The 17,256-nt window shown below is 40.5% G+C and carries 11 protein-coding genes; 5 read left to right on the top strand and 6 right to left on the bottom strand.

Annotated features, from left to right (window positions below; translation table 11 throughout):
* The first annotated feature begins 13 nt into the window (after positions 1-13).
* The 5 genes from LQ227_RS22240 (at position 14) to LQ227_RS22220 (ending at position 8,614) form a co-directional block, all read left to right on the top strand.
* Complete coding sequence (locus LQ227_RS22240) at positions 14-3,244, top strand: TonB-dependent receptor (protein WP_230151169.1); 3,231 nt, start codon at positions 14-16, stop codon at positions 3,242-3,244.
* Positions 3,245-3,261: 17 nt separating this feature from the next.
* Complete coding sequence (locus LQ227_RS22235; RefSeq protein WP_230143286.1) at positions 3,262-5,106, top strand: RagB/SusD family nutrient uptake outer membrane protein; 1,845 nt, start codon at positions 3,262-3,264, stop codon at positions 5,104-5,106.
* 13 nt (positions 5,107-5,119) lie between these two features.
* The gene (locus tag LQ227_RS22230; protein WP_230143285.1) at positions 5,120-6,766 is read left to right on the top strand and encodes a DUF4957 domain-containing protein; all 1,647 of its coding nucleotides are present in this window, start codon (positions 5,120-5,122) and stop codon (positions 6,764-6,766) included.
* A gap of 71 nt (positions 6,767-6,837) precedes the next feature.
* Positions 6,838-7,857 (top strand): pectinesterase family protein, encoded by a 1,020-nt coding sequence (locus tag LQ227_RS22225; RefSeq protein ID WP_230143284.1) that lies wholly within the window; start codon positions 6,838-6,840, stop codon positions 7,855-7,857.
* A gap of 16 nt (positions 7,858-7,873) precedes the next feature.
* A complete protein-coding gene (locus LQ227_RS22220; protein WP_230143282.1) occupies positions 7,874-8,614 on the top strand; it encodes a rhamnogalacturonan acetylesterase in 741 nt (246 codons plus the stop codon).
* Between the two features lie 376 nt (positions 8,615-8,990).
* Here LQ227_RS22220 and LQ227_RS22215 read toward each other — a convergent pair whose 3' ends face one another.
* The 6 genes from LQ227_RS22215 to LQ227_RS22190 all read right to left on the bottom strand — a co-directional run bounded on the left by LQ227_RS22215 (position 8,991) and on the right by LQ227_RS22190 (position 17,255).
* Complete coding sequence (locus LQ227_RS22215; protein WP_230151167.1) at positions 8,991-10,616, bottom strand: NADP-dependent glyceraldehyde-3-phosphate dehydrogenase; 1,626 nt, start codon at positions 10,614-10,616, stop codon at positions 8,991-8,993.
* 116 nt (positions 10,617-10,732) lie between these two features.
* Complete coding sequence (locus LQ227_RS22210; RefSeq protein WP_230143280.1) at positions 10,733-12,172, bottom strand: MFS transporter; 1,440 nt, start codon at positions 12,170-12,172, stop codon at positions 10,733-10,735.
* A gap of 20 nt (positions 12,173-12,192) precedes the next feature.
* Positions 12,193-12,855, bottom strand: coding sequence for a bifunctional 4-hydroxy-2-oxoglutarate aldolase/2-dehydro-3-deoxy-phosphogluconate aldolase (locus tag LQ227_RS22205; protein ID WP_193419254.1), 663 nt, complete (start codon positions 12,853-12,855; stop codon positions 12,193-12,195).
* Positions 12,848-13,903 (bottom strand): sugar kinase, encoded by a 1,056-nt coding sequence (locus LQ227_RS22200; RefSeq protein WP_230151165.1) that lies wholly within the window; start codon positions 13,901-13,903, stop codon positions 12,848-12,850. Before LQ227_RS22200 ends, LQ227_RS22205 begins: the two co-directional genes overlap by 8 nt.
* Positions 13,904-14,017: 114 nt before the next feature.
* A complete protein-coding gene (gene uxaC / locus LQ227_RS22195; protein ID WP_230143276.1) occupies positions 14,018-15,418 on the bottom strand; it encodes a glucuronate isomerase in 1,401 nt (466 codons plus the stop codon).
* A gap of 190 nt (positions 15,419-15,608) precedes the next feature.
* Positions 15,609-17,255: a UxaA family hydrolase gene (locus LQ227_RS22190; protein ID WP_230143275.1), complete on the bottom strand. Its 1,647-nt coding sequence runs from the start codon at positions 17,253-17,255 to the stop codon at positions 15,609-15,611.
* Position 17,256: the final 1 nt, after the last annotated feature.

Raw genomic sequence — 17,256 nt, 5'->3', positions numbered from 1 at the left:
TAAATAAATAACTATGAGCAGAGTTTTACTCTTTTTAGCACTTCTCTCTTTTTTTGGATTATCTGTCGCTCAAGCACAAAACAGACAATTAACAGGAACTGTAAAGGATAAATCTGATGGGCAGCCACTAATAGGCGTGAGTGTATCGATAAAGGATTCGAAAATTGGAGCCAGTACTGATGCGAATGGAGTTTACAAAATTTCCATTCCGGCCAAAGGCACTACCCTAATTTTTACCTATGTAGGTTATAAAACAAAAAGTGTTGCTGTAGGCGAGCAAAACAAGATAGACGTAACACTTGAAGAAGATGCCAACACTTTACAAGAGGTTACCGTAAACATCGGTTACGGATCTGTGCGTAAAGAAGCCTTAACGGGCTCAGTATCTTCCATTACCGGAAAAGATATTGATCAGTTCCCGGTAAGCACCGCAGCCCAGGCTTTAGCGGGTAAACTGGCAGGTGTATCGGTTACCACAACAGAAGGAAGCCCGGGCGCCGAAATTGTAATTAAAGTACGTGGTGGCAGTTCACTTACGGGTGATAATTCTCCATTGTACATTGTAGATGGAATCCAGGTTGAAAATGCATTATCCATTTTATCGCCGAACGAAATCCAGTCTATCGATGTTTTAAAAGATGTGGCATCAACATCAATTTATGGTAGTAGAGGCGCTAATGGAGTAGTGATCATTACCACAAAAAGTGGAAAGAAAGGAAGGCCGATTGTCTCGTTTGATGCTTATGCGGGTGCGCGGCAGATTGTAAACGAGCTGGATGTAATGAATCCTTATGAGTTTATCAAATATCAATATGAACTCTATAACAACAACACCAACCAGGAGGTAAAAGATACTTTTACCAAAAAGTATGGCACGTTCGAAGATCTTGACATTTACAAAAATATTCCAAATATCGATTGGCAGGACAAAGTTTTCGGCCGTCAGGCATGGAGCAATACCGAAGTTTTAAATCTGTCAGGCGGTACTTCTAAAACCACTTACAATGTTTCGGTAAACAATACCAAGGAAGACGGTATTATGCTTAACTCTGGCTATAGAAGAACTTTTGCTTCGATGCGTTTAGACCATAAATTTTCTGATAAATTCAGGGTTGGCCTAAATGCCCGTTACAGCGGTCAGCGTATTGATGGGGTTGGAACAACCTCTACAGGTTCGCAAGGTACGAACCGTTTAAGAAATTCTGTACGTTACCAGCCTTATTCGGGTGGTGGCGATTCTGGCGATTTATTCGACGCAGACTATTTAACTACCGGATTAACCAATCCAATTACTTTGGCCAACCAGGAATTGAAATATGATTATCGCAACGATTTAATTTCGAGCGGTTATGTACAATATTCGATTCTTAAAAACTTAACGATAAAGAGTACAGTTGGTTACAACCGAACCAACAGACATGTTAATACCTTTAATGGCTCGGTAAGTAACGTAGCCAGGAACAATGCGGGTTTACCTGCCATCCAACTGGACACGGTAGCCCAAAAATCTTTTATCAATACCAACACCATTAACTATAAACCAAATCTGGGTAAAGACCATAGTTTAGATTTATTGGTTGGCCAGGAAATCAACATGGTCGATATAGATTCGAGAACAACGGTACTTAAATTTTTACCCGTAAATATCTCTCCCGATGATGCTTTTGTGAGCAGCGCTCCGGCAAATACCATTCAGGACAGGCCAACTTCACTAATTTCTGGCACCAGGCAGTTTTCGGTGTTTAGCAGGGCCTCTTACGGTTTTAAAAATAAATACCTGGCCACTGTAAATTTTAGAACAGATGCTTCTTCGTTATTTGCGGCAGGGAAACAATGGGGTTATTTCCCATCTGCGCAAGTAGCCTGGAGGGTAACGGAAGAGAAATTTGTAAAAGATCTGAACCTCGATTGGTTAGATAACTTTAAAGTTAGGTTTAGTTATGGTGCAGCAGGGAACAACCGCATCGGTCAGGATTTATTTAGAACATTGTTTTACCTAAGTTCTACCACCGGTGGTTATGCCGATACAGATGGCTCAGTATCAACTGGTTTAATTTCAGGTACTGCTACAGGAAATATTTTATCTAACCCTAACATCACCTGGGAAACCAATATCTCTAAAAACCTGGGTATTGATATCGATTTATTTAAAAACAAGTTATCGCTTAATTTAGATTATTACGATAATAGAACAAAAAACCTACTTTTAAATGCAAATGTGCCACAAACTACGGGGTATGCTACACAACAGCAAAACGTGGGTAAAACGCAAAATAGAGGTTTCGAACTGCAATTAAACTATCAGGCCGTTAAAACCAAAAACTTCAGCTACAATACCAGTTTCAACATTTCATTCAACAAGAACAAAATTGTCGAATTGCAAAATGGCGTAAATTCATACATCACACAATCAGGCTGGGTAAACAGCTTAGGCGATTTTAAAGTTGAAGTAGGCCAACCGGTTGGCCAGTTTTACGGTTTCGTTTCGGATGGGCGATATACTGTTGATGATTTCACCTATGTCCAAAACGCAACTACTGGTGCCTATACCTATACACTTAAGCCAACAGTTGCAAATAGCAGGGTATTATTGGGCAACCGTGATCCTCAGCCAGGCGACATGAAGGTTCAAAAGCTATCGTCTTCATCAAGTATGATGATCGGGGATGACGACAGAACGGTTTTAGGTACAGCGCAGCCGAAATTCACCGGTGGTTTTAACAACCAGTTTGCCTATAAAAACTTCGATTTGACCGTATTTGTAAACTTTAGCTACGGAAGCAAGGTGTACAACGCCAACAAAATAGAGTTTACCTCGCAATACAACGTAAAAGACAACAATTTACTTGCGGTGATGAACGATCGCTGGCAGAATTTTGATGCCAATGGTGTAAAGGTAACAGATCCGGCATTATTGACTGCCATGAATGCCAATACTTCCTTATGGACACCAACAGGAGGGAACTATGCCTTAACCTCTTACGCTATTGAAAGTGGCTCATTTTTAAGAATCAGCAACCTGACATTAGGTTATTCCTTACCACAGGCTTTGATCAGAAAAACAGGTTTCATTTCAAAATTAAGGGTATATGGAACAGTTAATAACTTATATACGATAACGGGCTATACAGGTTATGATCCTGAAGCAAACACCCGCCGATCGAATCCACTTACGCCAGGTATAGATTATGCTGCTTATCCGCGCAGCAGATATATCCTTGCTGGTATTAACATGGTATTTTAACCTCAACATTAAAGAAAATGAACAATAAATTTATAAAATCGGCTTTAATGGTAATTGCTGTTGGAGCATTGAGCATAACTACTTCCTGTAAAAAATATTTAGATGTACAATCGCCATCTACTTCCAGTCCGGATGTTGTTTTTGAAAGTACAGCAAACACCAATGCGGCAATTATTGCGGTTTACAACCGCCTTTGCGGTGATAATGGTTACGGAAGCCGCATATCTACACTATTCGGTTTAACCGCCGATGATTTTAAAACCTCGGGAAGTTACAGTTCTTCCGATCGCAGGGGGATTAGCATGTATGGTGCGAGTTCAGACAATACCGATCTGATCAACCCATTTTTACAATTATATGCAGGCGTAGAGCGGGCAAACATCTGCATCAAATTTATCCCGGCCTCTAGTCTTTATACCAATGGTTCTGAGGCCGACAAAACGATTATGAAGCGCTATTATGGTGAAGCTTTAACATTAAGAGCACAGTTTCTTTATGAATTGATCCGTAACTGGGGTGATGTTCCTGCGTCTTTCGTGCCTTCTGCAGATGCCGAAACATTGTACGGTCCTAATGTAGACCGCAATAAAACCTATGATCGGATCATCGCGGATTTAAAAATGGCTGAGGACCTGGTGCCATGGAGAAGTGGAATTACCGAATATGGCAGTTTCCGTTATACAAAAGGGGCAATTAAAGGTTTAAGGGCCCGTATCGCCTTAGCCAGAGGTGGTTATTCTTTAAGATCGGCCAACCATACTATGGAACGCAGTGCTGATTATTTAACTTATTATAAAATTGCTTTTGATGAGTGTTTGGACATTATGAACCACCGTTCGGAGCATAACCTGAATCCTGTTTATGAAAATGTGTTTAAGACCTTGCATACCACAACCCGCTACGATGATGCCCACGAGCTGATGTTTGAAGTGGCTGCTTTTGGTGGCAATGCTTCTACCGATAGCAAATTAGGTTATTATAACGGTATCCGCTTTAACTCTGCATCTACTTTTGGTTCAGGCGGCGGCGGGATGAATGCTATCCCTACTTACTTTTACGAATTTGATGTAACAAAAGACTGCCGCAGGGATGTAACCATCGGCGTTTTCGAAATTACCGCAACATCAAAAAAAATCATCAATACCCTGTCTAACATGACCGATGGAAAATTCCGCAAATCATGGACAACTTTTAACAACTCTTCTGCTGCTCAAACTTTCGGGGTAAACTGGCCAATGTTACGTTTTGCCGATATACTGTTAATGTATGCAGAGGCTGATAATGAAATTAACGGAGCACCATCAGCCACAGCAGTTAATGCCTTGCAGGAAGTACAAAAACGTGCCTATGCTGGTTTTGAAGGCCAGATCCCGGTAACACCAATGGATAAAAACGGCTTTTTTACTGCTATCGTGAAAGAAAGGTTGTTGGAATTTGGAGGGGAGGGCATCCGTAAATATGATTTAATCCGTTGGAATTTATTAGGCAGTAAATTTGATGAAACACGCACTAAAATACGTGCTTTGATTGCAGGAACAGGCGATTATACCAGTGTACCGAATTATGTTTATGCCAAAGAGGGGAATTACCTGTTGGGAACAAGCGTAAACGAAGTAGCTACACTCGATCTCTATGGTGGTGTACCAAATAATGTGTTTGCCTCACCAGGATTAAACACTTCAACAGCCCCGAGCGGATATACCACTAAAAACTGGAGAAAGGCTGTTACAGAAGAAAACGCCATAACCAGCACTTCTACGGGAATTGCTTTTTACTTCGAAGCAAATAAAAAGGAACTTTTCCCATATCCTAAAACAACATTGATCGAAAATCCGAGTATGGCTCAAAACTTTGGTTATTAATTAGATATTAATTATGAAAACATTTATAAATCAATTACGGTTTAAATTCGCCATTTTATTATTGATGGTTGCGGCAATTTCTTCTTGTAAAAAGGAAGACGATGTTCCGACAGACCCAGCACGGATATTCAAGCCAAGCGATGTAAAAATTACCGCTGGCGAAACCTCGGCTAAATTAACCTGGACAGTTCCTTTAATGTCGACTGGAAAAACCTTTAAATACAGTATCGATTTCTCTACGGATTCGCTATTTGCTACAGTAAATTACACCACGACAGCTGATACAGCCGGTGTAACGGTAACTGAAGAGAATTTAGCGGTAAGAACCAAGTATTATGCAAGGGTTAAAGCCAACGCAACTGAAAGCCAGCCAGAATCGAAATATATACGTAGCAGTGCTTTTCAGTTAACCGGGATTCAACTTTTTGCAGCCATCAGAGATAATGAAATTAAAGAAAATAACATTACACTGCGTTATACCCCAACTGTTGGTTTAACATCCATCGTTTTAACCCCTGAAAGCGGAACGGCAACCACGATCACCCTGAGTACCACTGATGCCTCGGCAGGATTAAAAGCCATAACAGGATTAACAGCAGGGACAAAATATACCGCCGAACTATTTGCAGGAACGAAAAGCAAAGGAATTGCCACTTTTACTACCCTTGCGCCAACTACATATACGGTAAAATTAAATCCTGGTGATGACCTGGCTGCTGCGATTGCCAGTGCGACAAATGGTGCAATTATTGGTTTAAACCCAGGCACTTATACCTTGTCGGCAACCACTTTCATCACCCAAAAAACCATTACCATAAAATCAACATCGGGCAACCCAACCGATACAAAGATAAATTATAGGGAAATTGATTTAGAGGGTACTGGGGCAGGTGTAACGCTTTCGGGTATTGAATTTGATGGAACAGCAAGTGCATCGCTTTATTTCCTTAATTTTATTGGTACACAGGCAGCCAATGGCGCAGCAGCAACTTTTACCAATGTAGTGGTAGATAACTGTATTGCACATGGCTCTGTAACGTCGTTTTTAAGAGGTGATAGAGGCACGGCCGCCCGCGATTTTAAAATCACAGGCATTACGGTTAATAACTCGATTGTTTACGACATGGGCTTAAATGGTGCATCCGCATATTATACTTTTCACCTAAATAAAATGCAGTTCAATACCCTTACGATATCTAAATCTACTTTTTACAATGCAGGCCCTGGCCTGGTTACAGCAAGCACCACTTATACAGGGGATGTTATCCCGACAGTTGCGATCACCAATTCGACCTTTAATGGTTTTGGTGGCAATGCCAAGTACGCCCTGTTAGATGCAAATGCAAACCCGATCAATTTTACCATTTTGAACAGCATTTTTGCAAATACACCAAAATCGGGTACGGTTAACGCTGCTGCCATTAGGGGCACAGGTGCAGGAAGTACATTGAAGATTTCGAACAGTAATTACTTCAACCTGTTCAGCGCCCTAACCGGCGGAACATCACTAACCTTTGGAACAGCAACTTTAGCAAGTAATCAATCTATCAATACCGGCTGGACAGCCACAACAACTGATTTTACTATAGCTGTTGGTTCGCCTTTAAGAAGTGCTGGAAGCAACGGAGGTCCGATCGGCGATCCGAGGTGGACATACTAATAAAAATTATAGGGCAGGTTTTAATCTGCCCTTTTTTAATGAACTTTATCCTGTAGATTTAATCGAAGAGAATGACAAGAATAGCCTATCAGAAATTTATTGCAATACTTGTTTTAATTACCGCTCCCTTTCTTTATCTCCATGCCCAGGATCCCAAATATCCTTCAGAAATAATTGTTGCGCAGGACGGCAGTGGAAATTACAAAACCATTCAGGAGGCTGTTAATTCGGTGAGGGATTTAGGCGAGAAAGCAGTTAAAATTCATGTTAAAAACGGAACCTATAAGGAGAAGCTGATTATTCCGTCCTGGAAGATCAAAATCTCTATAATTGGAGAGGATATTGAAAATACCATCATCACCTTTGATGATTATTCAGGGAAATCCAATGCATCAGGTAAGGATGTTTTTGGCAATGCTAAATTCAGCACTTATACCTCATTCACTGTACTGGTTCAGGGAAATGATACCCAGCTGGAAAATTTAACCATTATCAATTCATCTGGAAGAGTTGGACAGGCGGTAGCCTTACATGTAGAAGGCGATCGTTTTAAAGCAAAAAACTGCAGATTTTTGGGCAATCAGGATACGCTGTATGCCGCGATCGAAAATAGCCGGCAATACTATCAGGAGTGTTATATTGAAGGCACAACCGATTTTATTTTCGGCAAGGCTACGGCAGTCTTTCAAAATTGTACAATCAAAAATCTAAGCGATTCTTATATTACCGCAGCTTCAACTTCAGCGACGCAAAAGTTTGGATTTGTTTTTATAAATTGTATGCTTATTGCAGATGATACTGTAACGAAAGCTTATCTCGGCAGACCATGGAGGCCTTATGCAAAAACAGTATTCATCAGCTGCGATCTGGGGAAACATATTTTACCCGAAGGTTGGAATCCATGGAAAGGTGATCTGATGTTCCCTAACAAGGAATTGACCGTTTTTTATGCAGAATATAAAAGTAAGGGCGATGGTGCGTCACCTAAAACGAGGTTGGCCTGGACAAAACAGTTAACAGATAAAGAGGCAAAAAACTACACTTTAAAAAATATACTAGGTGGAACGGATCAGTGGAATCCAGCTAAATAAAATAACTGATAAAAACATGAACAAGAATTTCTTTAAAATTTTGGCGGCAGGAACAATAGCCGTTTTATTTTCTTTTACATTCATCCCAAAGAAAACAAAACTCTATATCATTGGCGACTCTACCGCAGCAAATAAAGAAGAAAAAGCGTATCCGGAAACAGGCTGGGGCATGGCATTACAGTCTTATTTTAAGGCTGATGTTACCGTTGATAACCGGGCTTTAAACGGAAGGAGTACAAAATCTTTCAGGGCAGAGAAACGCTGGGACCCGATATTGGCCGAGTTAAACCCAGGCGATTATGTTTTTATCGAATTCGGGCATAACGATGAGAAAGTTGATAAACCAGCTGTCGGTGTATCCTTAGCAGATTTCAAGATCAATCTGGTTAATTATGTAAAAGAAACCAGAAGTAAAAAAGCTTTCCCTGTTTTATTGACGCCAATCTCCCGCAGAAGTTTCAAGAATGGGGTTTTACTAGATTCTCATGGAGATTACCCTCGCATAACCCGCCAGGTTGCCGATTCTTTAGGTGTTCCTTTAATTGATATGCTGGTTAAGACCGAAAGTTTACTAAACCGCCTAGGTGAAGAGCCATCCATTAAATTATTTAACTATGTTGATTCGGGCAATGTGAACTACCCCAATGGCAAGAAAGACAATACACATTTAAGTCCTGAGGGGGCTAAACAAATTGCCGGTTTAGTGGTGAAAGGGATTAAAGAGTTAAAGCTAAGTTTGGTAAAGAGCTTGAAGTAAATAATCGTTTTCAAATGAATTTTACCACAGATGCACACTGATAAACACAGATGTTTTATTGTACACGCTTTTTGCCACGGAAACACAGAACACACGGAATTGGGTGTTTTAAAAATCGTCCTCGTTTGTAACGAGGATGCATGAGAAAGGCGATTGTATCGCCGATAAATAGCGCATTACCCGCATTACAAATGCGGATCTCGCAAATCCTCGTTACAAACGAGGACTATATAAAACTATTTAAAATGTCATTGCGAAAAGGCTTTTCAGCCGAGAGCCTGACCAGACCTTTCGGGGAAGCAATCTTCTAGAATCGACAATTAATTCTTCGTGTTAAGATTGCTTAGTCGTTCCTCTTCGCAATGACGATTATCCTTTAAAAAATATACTTCGTACTTAAAAAGTTCGAATCATCTCCTTTAACAATTTCGTTCAACAACTTTTTATTATCGTCTGTAAATTTGGTTGCTACCAAAGAACGGATCGAGAACGAACGCAATGCATCCACTACAGAAAGCGTTCCTTCAGCACTGTCTTTACGACCGGTAAAAGGGAAAGCATCTGGTCCGCGTTGACATTGGCAGTTGATATTTACACGACTTACCTGGTTAACCAAAGGATCGATCAACGAAGAAATTACCGCAGCGTTGTTGCTAAAAATACTCACCTGCTGGCCATGTGGCGAACCAATTAAATATTCGATAGGTTCTTCCAGATCATCAAACGGAACAACTGGAACGATCGGACCAAACTGCTCTTCGCGGTATAGTTTCATATTGCTGTTTACCGGATACATAATAGCTGGATAAACGAAAGTTTCTAAAGTTTGTCCGCCATTTTTATTGATCACTTTAGCGCCGTGCGAAACTGCATCATCAATACATTCTTTTAAGTATTCAGGTTTGTTCAGCTCGGGCAGCGGTGTGAGGTTTACGCCTTTCTCCCATGGCATACCAAATTTCAGTTTCTCTACTTCTGCAGATAAACGTTTTAAAAACTCCTGTGCTAAACTGCGGTGAACATAAACGATTTTAATCGCGGTACAACGCTGTCCGTTAAAAGAAAGCGAACCCAGAACCGTTTCAGAAACCGCTAAATCCAGATTGGCATCTTTAGTAATGATTGCAGCGTTTTTAGCATCCAAACCTAAAATTGCCCTTAAACGGTTTACTTTAGGATGCAGTTTTTTCAGTTCGTTGGCTACTTTACTCGATCCGATTAAGGTAAGTACATTAATTTTTCCAGATTTCATTAGTCCTGGCACAATGGTATTGCCACGGCCATAAATGGTATTTACAACACCTTTAGGGAAGCTGGAACGGAAAGCCTCTAATAAAGGATAGTGCAATAAGGTCCCATGCTTAGGTGGTTTGAATAAAAGCGTATTGCCCATAATCAAAGCTGGAATAAGCGTCGTAAAAGTCTCGTTTAACGGATAGTTGAACGGCCCCATACAAAGCACCACACCCAGTGGAGAACGACGAACCTGTGCCACAATTCCCTGCTCTATTTCGAAACGTGACGATTGCCTGTCGATATCTTTCAGTGCATCAATGGTGGCATAGATGTACTCAACCGTGCGGTCGAATTCTTTAACCGAATCGGCATACGATTTACCGATCTCCCACATAATCAATTTCGCAACAATTTCTTTTTGCTCAATCATCTTATGAGTGAAGTTTTCTACGCAAGTAATCCGATCGGCAACGCTCATGGTTGGCCATTGTCCGCGGCCGTTATCATAAGCGGCTACAGCTGCATCTAAAGCTTCTGTCGACTCTTTTTCTGTACAAACAGGGAAACTACCAATACGCTTTCGTTTTAAGCCTTCGGGGGTTTTTACGCATACCGGAGAAAACACTTCATTAAATGGTCCATTCCATGGTTTCATCTCTCCATTTGAAAGAAACTCTTTTTGATTGATTTCTTCCTTGAGCCTAAATTCATCTGGAATCTGGCTCTCTTCAACGAAAATACTTTCGAGGTTTAGCGATGTACTCAATTTGGGTTGCTGTTAGGGTTAAATTAATGTTAAGTCTATAGTTTAAGTATAGATTTATTGTTGTAAAAAGGCCGGGTATCAGGATTCTTTATGCTCCTTAAGCCCCAGCCTTTAAATTATTTTAGTTCGATTACTTTATATTTTGGGACTAAGGTTTTCATTACAGTCCAACCGATAAGATAACATACCGCACAGATAGAGAAAATAATAAAATAACCTGCTTCCTCACCTTTAAAACCCATAAAAACAATCTGATTTTTGCCTGTATAATCAAACAATAAACCAGAGCCTTTATTGATAATGAAAGAGCCTAATCCGCCTGCCATACCGCCAATACCCGTAATGGTGGCAATTGCCTTTTTAGGGAACATATCGCCTACGGTTGAAAATATATTTGCCGACCATGCCTGGTGAGCCGCACCTGCAATGCCAATAATGATTACCGGAATCCAATAGGTAATGTGCCCAAGAGGTTGTGCCGCTAAGGCTAAAAGCGGGAAAAATGCAAAAATCAGCATTGCTCTCATTCTACCTTCATACGGGTTCATGCCTTTTTTATCAACGAAATAGGTTGGTAACCATCCGCCGATAATAGACAGTAAGGTAATCATATAAAGTACAAATAAAGGAAGTGCACTTTGCGTAGAATCCATTCCATAAACAGATTTTAAATAGGCAGGTGTCCAGAATAAAAAGAACCACCACACCCCATCTGTCATAAATTTACCAAAAGCAAAAGCCCAGGTTTGTTTATATTTAAAACAGTCGATAAACGAAACTTTTTCTTTAGTCTCTTCTACATAATCAGCCATTTTACGATCATTGATCACATCCTGCTGAATATAAGCCAACTCTTCAGGACTAACTCTTTTATGCAACTCTGGTTTGTTATATACAAACACCCATAGCCCCATCCATACAAAACCAAGTGCACCGATAATAATGAACGACATTTCCCATCCGTAAGCTTTTGCAATAAAAGGGATGGTAATCGGTGCAGCTAACGCACCTACCGTAGCTCCTGCATTAAAAATACTGGTAGCAAACGCCCTGTCTTTTTTAGGAAAGTACTCTGCAGTAGCTTTAATCGCAGCAGGAAAATTTCCTGCCTCTCCAACAGCCAATACAAAACGGGCAAAAATAAACAGGGTAACACTTACCGAAACAATTAATCCGGTATCGTTAACACGTGCAATAACTTCTTTAGCACCCTCAAATCCTACAAACCAGTTTCCATTGATGATCCCGGCAGTTGCAATGCCACAGAAGGCATGTAAACAGGCTCCAACAGACCAAACGCCTATTGCCCATAAAAAGCCTTTTTTGGTATCCAGTTTATCAACCAAACGACCTGCAAAAAGCATCGATATTGCATAGAAAATAGAGAACAGTGCAGTTATATTTCCATAATCATTATTATCCCAATGAAATTCTGGTTTAATAAAATCTGTCCAGGTTAACGAAAGTACCTGCCTGTCTAAATAATTTATGGTTGTAGCTAGAAATAACAGCAAACATATGGTCCATCTGTATTTGCTTGTTTTGGATTGGTTCATTTGGTTAGGGTGTGTTAAATTTATTTACTCTGCTGAATTAAGTCAAGCGCTAATTTTGTATTGTCGAATAACTCCTCATAAAGACCTTTGCTCATCACATCTTTACTGATTAATTTGCTGCCCATACCTACGGCACAAACGCCTGATTTAAACCAGGTTTTTAGGTTGTCGGCATTAATTTCTACGCCACCGGTTGGCATAAACAGCTGTCCGGCGAAAAGATCTTTAATCGATGAAATAAATTCAGGGCCTAAAATATTGGCAGGGAAAATTTTGATCAGCATGGCTTTGTGCTCTTGAGCGACACTGATTTCAGTCGGTGTCATACAACCAGGGATCCAAAGCATACCAATTTTGTTTGCAATTTCGGCAACTGCCGGATTTACGATTGGTGCCACAATAAAATCTGTTCCGGCTTCGATAAATGCATTTGCATCAGCAGGCGTTTTAATCGTTCCAATACCCAAATAAAGATCTGGCATTTCGGCATCACGGATTTCTTTTAACTTTTTAAAGTTCGGCAGGGCGGATTTACCCCGGTTGGTATATTCGAAAACACGAACGCCGGCTTTATACAAAGTGCGTAATATTTCTACGCTACCCGATTCGCTATCCTGGTAAAAAAGGGGTAACATGCCCTGCTCTAAAATGGCATCTAAAATTTTGTGCTTGTTGCTAATCATTGCGTATTATTCTTTTTTCTATATCGGCTACAGTACTGGTTGTAGCATCGCTTGGAATGTATAATTTATCGTATGCTGCTGCGGTGGCAAAATTCAAGGTTTCTTTGGCCGACAACTGGTTGTAAAAGCCATAAATCAGGCCAGCCATAAAACAATCGCCACTACCCACCTTATCTAAAATTTCTTCAGAAACATATTCTTCAGAAACTGTTAATTCATTGGCAGTATAAATGGCTGTATAATACCTGATGCCTTTGCCATGATCGAACCTAAAGGTATTGGCCACCGCTTTACATGCCGGAAACAAACTTAATATTTCTTTAGAAGTATCTGTTGCCTGTTGCAGTAACGTTTCCTTTGCATAACCCTCAGTTGCTGTTAAATCTTCGTGAAGTGCAGTGCCCAACATTTTATTGGCGGCCCACACATTACCCATAATCAGGGTGCAATATTGAGCCAGTTCGGGTAACACATCAATCGGATCTTTACCATATTTCCAAAGCTTGGCGCGATAGTTTAAATCGAGTGAAATGGTAATATTTTTCCCACTGGCCGCTTTTAAAGCTTCTAAGCAAACATCAGCAATAGATTGATTTATCGCCGGACATATTGCGCTGAAATGAAACCAGCTAACACCTTCAAAAACTTCATCCCAGTTAATCTGGCCAACTTTTAAATCTGCATAGGCAGAATTTGCCCTGTCGTAAATTACACCTGCATTTTTAAGGTCTTTCCCTTTTGGAAGATAGTATAAGCCCAAACGTTCGCCATGGTAAACCATTGGTGTGGTATCAATGTCCCGTGCATCCAGATAATCTACAATCTCTCTGGTTACCGAATTATCAGGCACAGCCGATAAGTAAGTTGAAGGAACATTCCAAAGTGCCAGCGCTGTTGCTACATTGAGCTCCGCACCGCCCACATAAAATGGTAGTTTATTTTCTTTTAACCACTGGCCGTCCATATCGGGACAGATGCGCAAAAGTATTTCACCAAAGCTTAAAACTTTTTCTCCTTTTTTTGATGAAGCGAATATTTGGGTGCTCATTTTTGTATCTAATCGGCGTATTTCATGCTGTTTTCTGCAACGCTATGAAAATGGAAGGAAAACGATTGAAATGATTTGATTCCAACGAAATACCTCTTTAAAGCCCTATTTTGGTTAAAATTTAAAGTAATTTTTTGCGTTAAAGTACGAAATATCCTGAACAATTTTGCCAACCCACTCCAAGTCGTTAGGTAATTCGCCGTTCTCAATGTCTTCTCCAAAGAGGTTACAAACGATCCTTCTGAAATATTCGTGACGGGGAAAAGAGAGGAAACTGCGCGAATCGGTAAGCATACCCACCAAACGGCTTAGCAGACCCATGTTTGATAATGCATTTAATTGTTTGATCATGCCATCTTTCTGATCCAAAAACCACCATGCCGAACCAAATTGCACTTTACCCGCAACCGAACCATCGTTAAAGTTTCCGATCATCGTTGCAATTAATTCATTATCAGCTGGATTAAGATTATAAATAATGGTTTTTGCCAGTTTATCCTGGTTATCTAAACGGTTTAAGAATTTAGAAAGCATTCGGGCCTGACTAAAATCGCCAATAGAATCCCAGCCGGTATCAGGTCCTAATTGCCTTAACATCCGGGCATTATTGTTTCGCAATGCACCCAGGTGATATTGTTGCACCCAGCCTTTTTCGTGATCCCATTCTGCAAAATAAATCAGCATGGCCGATTTAAATTTCAGGTTCTCCTCGTAAGAAATATGTTGTTTACTGCGGATTTTATCAAAGATTGCTGAAATTTCTGCTTCTGTATAATCTTCAGCATAAATCTGCTCTAAACCATGGTCAGAAACTGAACAGCCATTTGCCGCAAAGTAATCGTGACGGCTTTTCAACGCATCGATATAATCCTGAAAGCTACTGATTGTTTTATCTACAACACTTTCCAGTTTGTCAATATATTCATTTAAACCTTCAATATCGTCGCTGTTCATCGCTTTATCCGGGCGGAAGGCCGGCAACATTTTAAGGTTTGCGCCTTCTCTTGCCAATTGCTGGTGGTAGTTTAAACTATCCAAAGGATCATCGGTAGTACAAACGGCTTCTACATTCATTTTGGCCAGCAAACCGCGTACAGAATATTCAGGTGTTTGTAATTTTGCAGAACATTCGTCGAAAATTTTCTGTGCCGTTTTACCAGAAAGTAAATCAGTTATACCAAAATAGCGTTGAAGTTCCAGATGTGTCCAGTGGTATAAAGGATTGCGTAAAGTATAGGGAACGGTTTCTGCCCATTTCTCAAATTTTTCATAATCTGATCCTACACCTGTAATGTATTTTTCATCAACACCGTTGGCACGCATGGCTCTCCATTTGTAATGATCGCCGGCAAGCCAAACCTGACTGATGTTGGCAAACTGAGTGTTATTGGCAATCTGCTCTGGAATAAGGTGATTATGGTAGTCGATAATCGGCAATGATTTTGCAAAATTGTGATAAAGCTTTTCAGCAGTTTTGCTTTGCAAAAGAAAATTTTCGTCTAAAAAAGGTTTCATGCTATGTGATTTGAGATAAGAGATTTGAGATGATCAAACCGCTTATCTATTCATTTTTTATTTATCCCCGGTCTGTGTCCTCACAGATCAGAACTCAATTTATGTTTTATTCCCTTGGTGGTCTGTGAGGACACAGACCACGGAATATGGTTCCAAGACTCACGACTTGGGACTTATGACTCCAGACTCACTAAAGACTAACTCCCCGTTTCCATGGAATAAAATCATCCTGATTAAGCAATACCGCTTTAGGAATTACTTCGCCGCTGGCTGCTTTAATGCAATACTCCAGTATATCTTCTCCCATTTGTTCGATGGTTTTTTCGCCTTCGATTACCGGGCCGCAGTTGATATCGATAATATCGCCCATACGTTTGGTTAATGCATTATTGGTTGAAACCTTAATGGTTGGACAAACCGGGTTTCCGGTTGGTGTGCCCAAACCTGTAGTAAACAAGATTAATGTTGCTCCAGATGCTGCTTTTCCAGTAGTAGCCTCCACATCATTTCCAGGAGTACAAACTAAATTTAATCCTGGTTTTGTAGCAGGCTCAGTATAATCTAAAACATCTTCCACTGGCGATGTTCCGCCTTTTTTGGCTGCACCGGTACTCTTAATCGCATCGGTAATCAAACCATCTTTTATATTTCCAGGCGATGGATTCATGAAAAATCCTGAGCCTACATTTTCTGCAGATTGATTGTAAGCAGTCATCAATTGGATGAATTTACGTGCTGCGGTTTCATCTTTTGTACGGTCGATTAACTGTTGTTCTGCGCCGCAAAGTTCAGGGAACTCGGCAAGAAGTACAGTGCCACCTAAAGCCACCAGCAAATCAGACGTATAACCTACTGCCGGATTAGCGCTAATTCCGCTAAAACCGTCGCTACCGCCACATTTAACACCTAAAACCAGTTTGCTTAAAGGCGCTGGCTGACGTTCGATTTTATTAATTTCAGTTAAACCAATAAAAGTTTTTCTAATGGCTTCTTTAACCAGTTGTTCTTCGCTTTGCGATTGCTGTTGTTCAAAAATGAATAAAGGTTTATCGAAATTTGGACTACGGTGTTTTAAATCGTCCATAAAATCTTTAACCTGTAGGTTCTGGCACCCTAAGCTCAATACGGTAACGCCCGCAACGTTAGGATGATCGGCATAAGCAGCCAATAATTTACTTAATACAGCAGCATCCTGACGGGTACCACCGCAACCACCCTGGTGATTTAAGAATTTAATGCCATCAACATTTTTAAAAACACGGTTGGCTGATGGATTTGCAATTCCAATTGAACTTGGATCAGCTTCTTCCAGGATTTCGCCGTTTTTATAAGCCTCAACCAGTTCATGGGCATAAGATTTGTATTTATCGGTTACGGCATAACCCAATTCATTGTGCAAGGCTTCACGGATCACATCCAGGTTGCGGTTTTCGCAGAAAACGGTCGGAATAAACAACCAATAATTTGCAGTTCCCACGCGGCCATCACTACGAATATAACCATTAAAGGTTCTGCCTTCAAATTTAGAAACATCAGGTGCATGCCATTCGTAATGATACGGGCGAAACTCGTAAGGATCTGATGCGTGTTTAGTGTTTTCAGTATCCATTAAGCCGCCTTTTAGGATGAAATGCTGCGCTTTCCCCACCAGTACGCCATACATAATAATGTGATCACCTGCATTCATATCCTGCATAAAAAACTTATGCTTTGCCTGGATATCATCCTGTAAAATATATTCCTGTCCATCGTAAATAACGGTTTCGCCTTTTGCCAGGTTTTGCAGGGCAACAAGTACGTTATCGTTGGGATGGATTTTTAAAATTCTAGTAACCATT

The organism is Pedobacter sp. Bi27, assembly GCF_918698255.1.
GTDB lineage: Bacteria > Bacteroidota > Bacteroidia > Sphingobacteriales > Sphingobacteriaceae > Pedobacter.
Note: the sequence above shows the minus strand (reverse complement) of the source record. Positions and strands in the feature narration are given on the sequence as shown.

Bases quoted from the DNA above. Each gene is read 5' to 3' on its own strand.
- LQ227_RS22230 (WP_230143285.1), top strand. From the start codon at position 5,120: ATGAAAACATTTATAAATCAATTACGGTTTAAATTCGCCATTTTATTA.
- LQ227_RS22200 (WP_230151165.1), bottom strand. From the start codon at position 13,903: ATGAGCACCCAAATATTCGCTTCATCAAAAAAAGGAGAAAAAGTTTTA.
- uxaC (WP_230143276.1), bottom strand. From the start codon at position 15,418: ATGAAACCTTTTTTAGACGAAAATTTTCTTTTGCAAAGCAAAACTGCT.
- LQ227_RS22210 (WP_230143280.1), bottom strand. From the start codon at position 12,172: ATGAACCAATCCAAAACAAGCAAATACAGATGGACCATATGTTTGCTG.
- LQ227_RS22205 (WP_193419254.1), bottom strand. From the start codon at position 12,855: ATGATTAGCAACAAGCACAAAATTTTAGATGCCATTTTAGAGCAGGGC.
- LQ227_RS22235 (WP_230143286.1), top strand. From the start codon at position 3,262: ATGAACAATAAATTTATAAAATCGGCTTTAATGGTAATTGCTGTTGGA.
- LQ227_RS22240 (WP_230151169.1), top strand. From the start codon at position 14: ATGAGCAGAGTTTTACTCTTTTTAGCACTTCTCTCTTTTTTTGGATTA.
- LQ227_RS22190 (WP_230143275.1), bottom strand. From the start codon at position 17,255: ATGGTTACTAGAATTTTAAAAATCCATCCCAACGATAACGTACTTGTT.
- LQ227_RS22220 (WP_230143282.1), top strand. From the start codon at position 7,874: ATGAACAAGAATTTCTTTAAAATTTTGGCGGCAGGAACAATAGCCGTT.
- LQ227_RS22225 (WP_230143284.1), top strand. From the start codon at position 6,838: ATGACAAGAATAGCCTATCAGAAATTTATTGCAATACTTGTTTTAATT.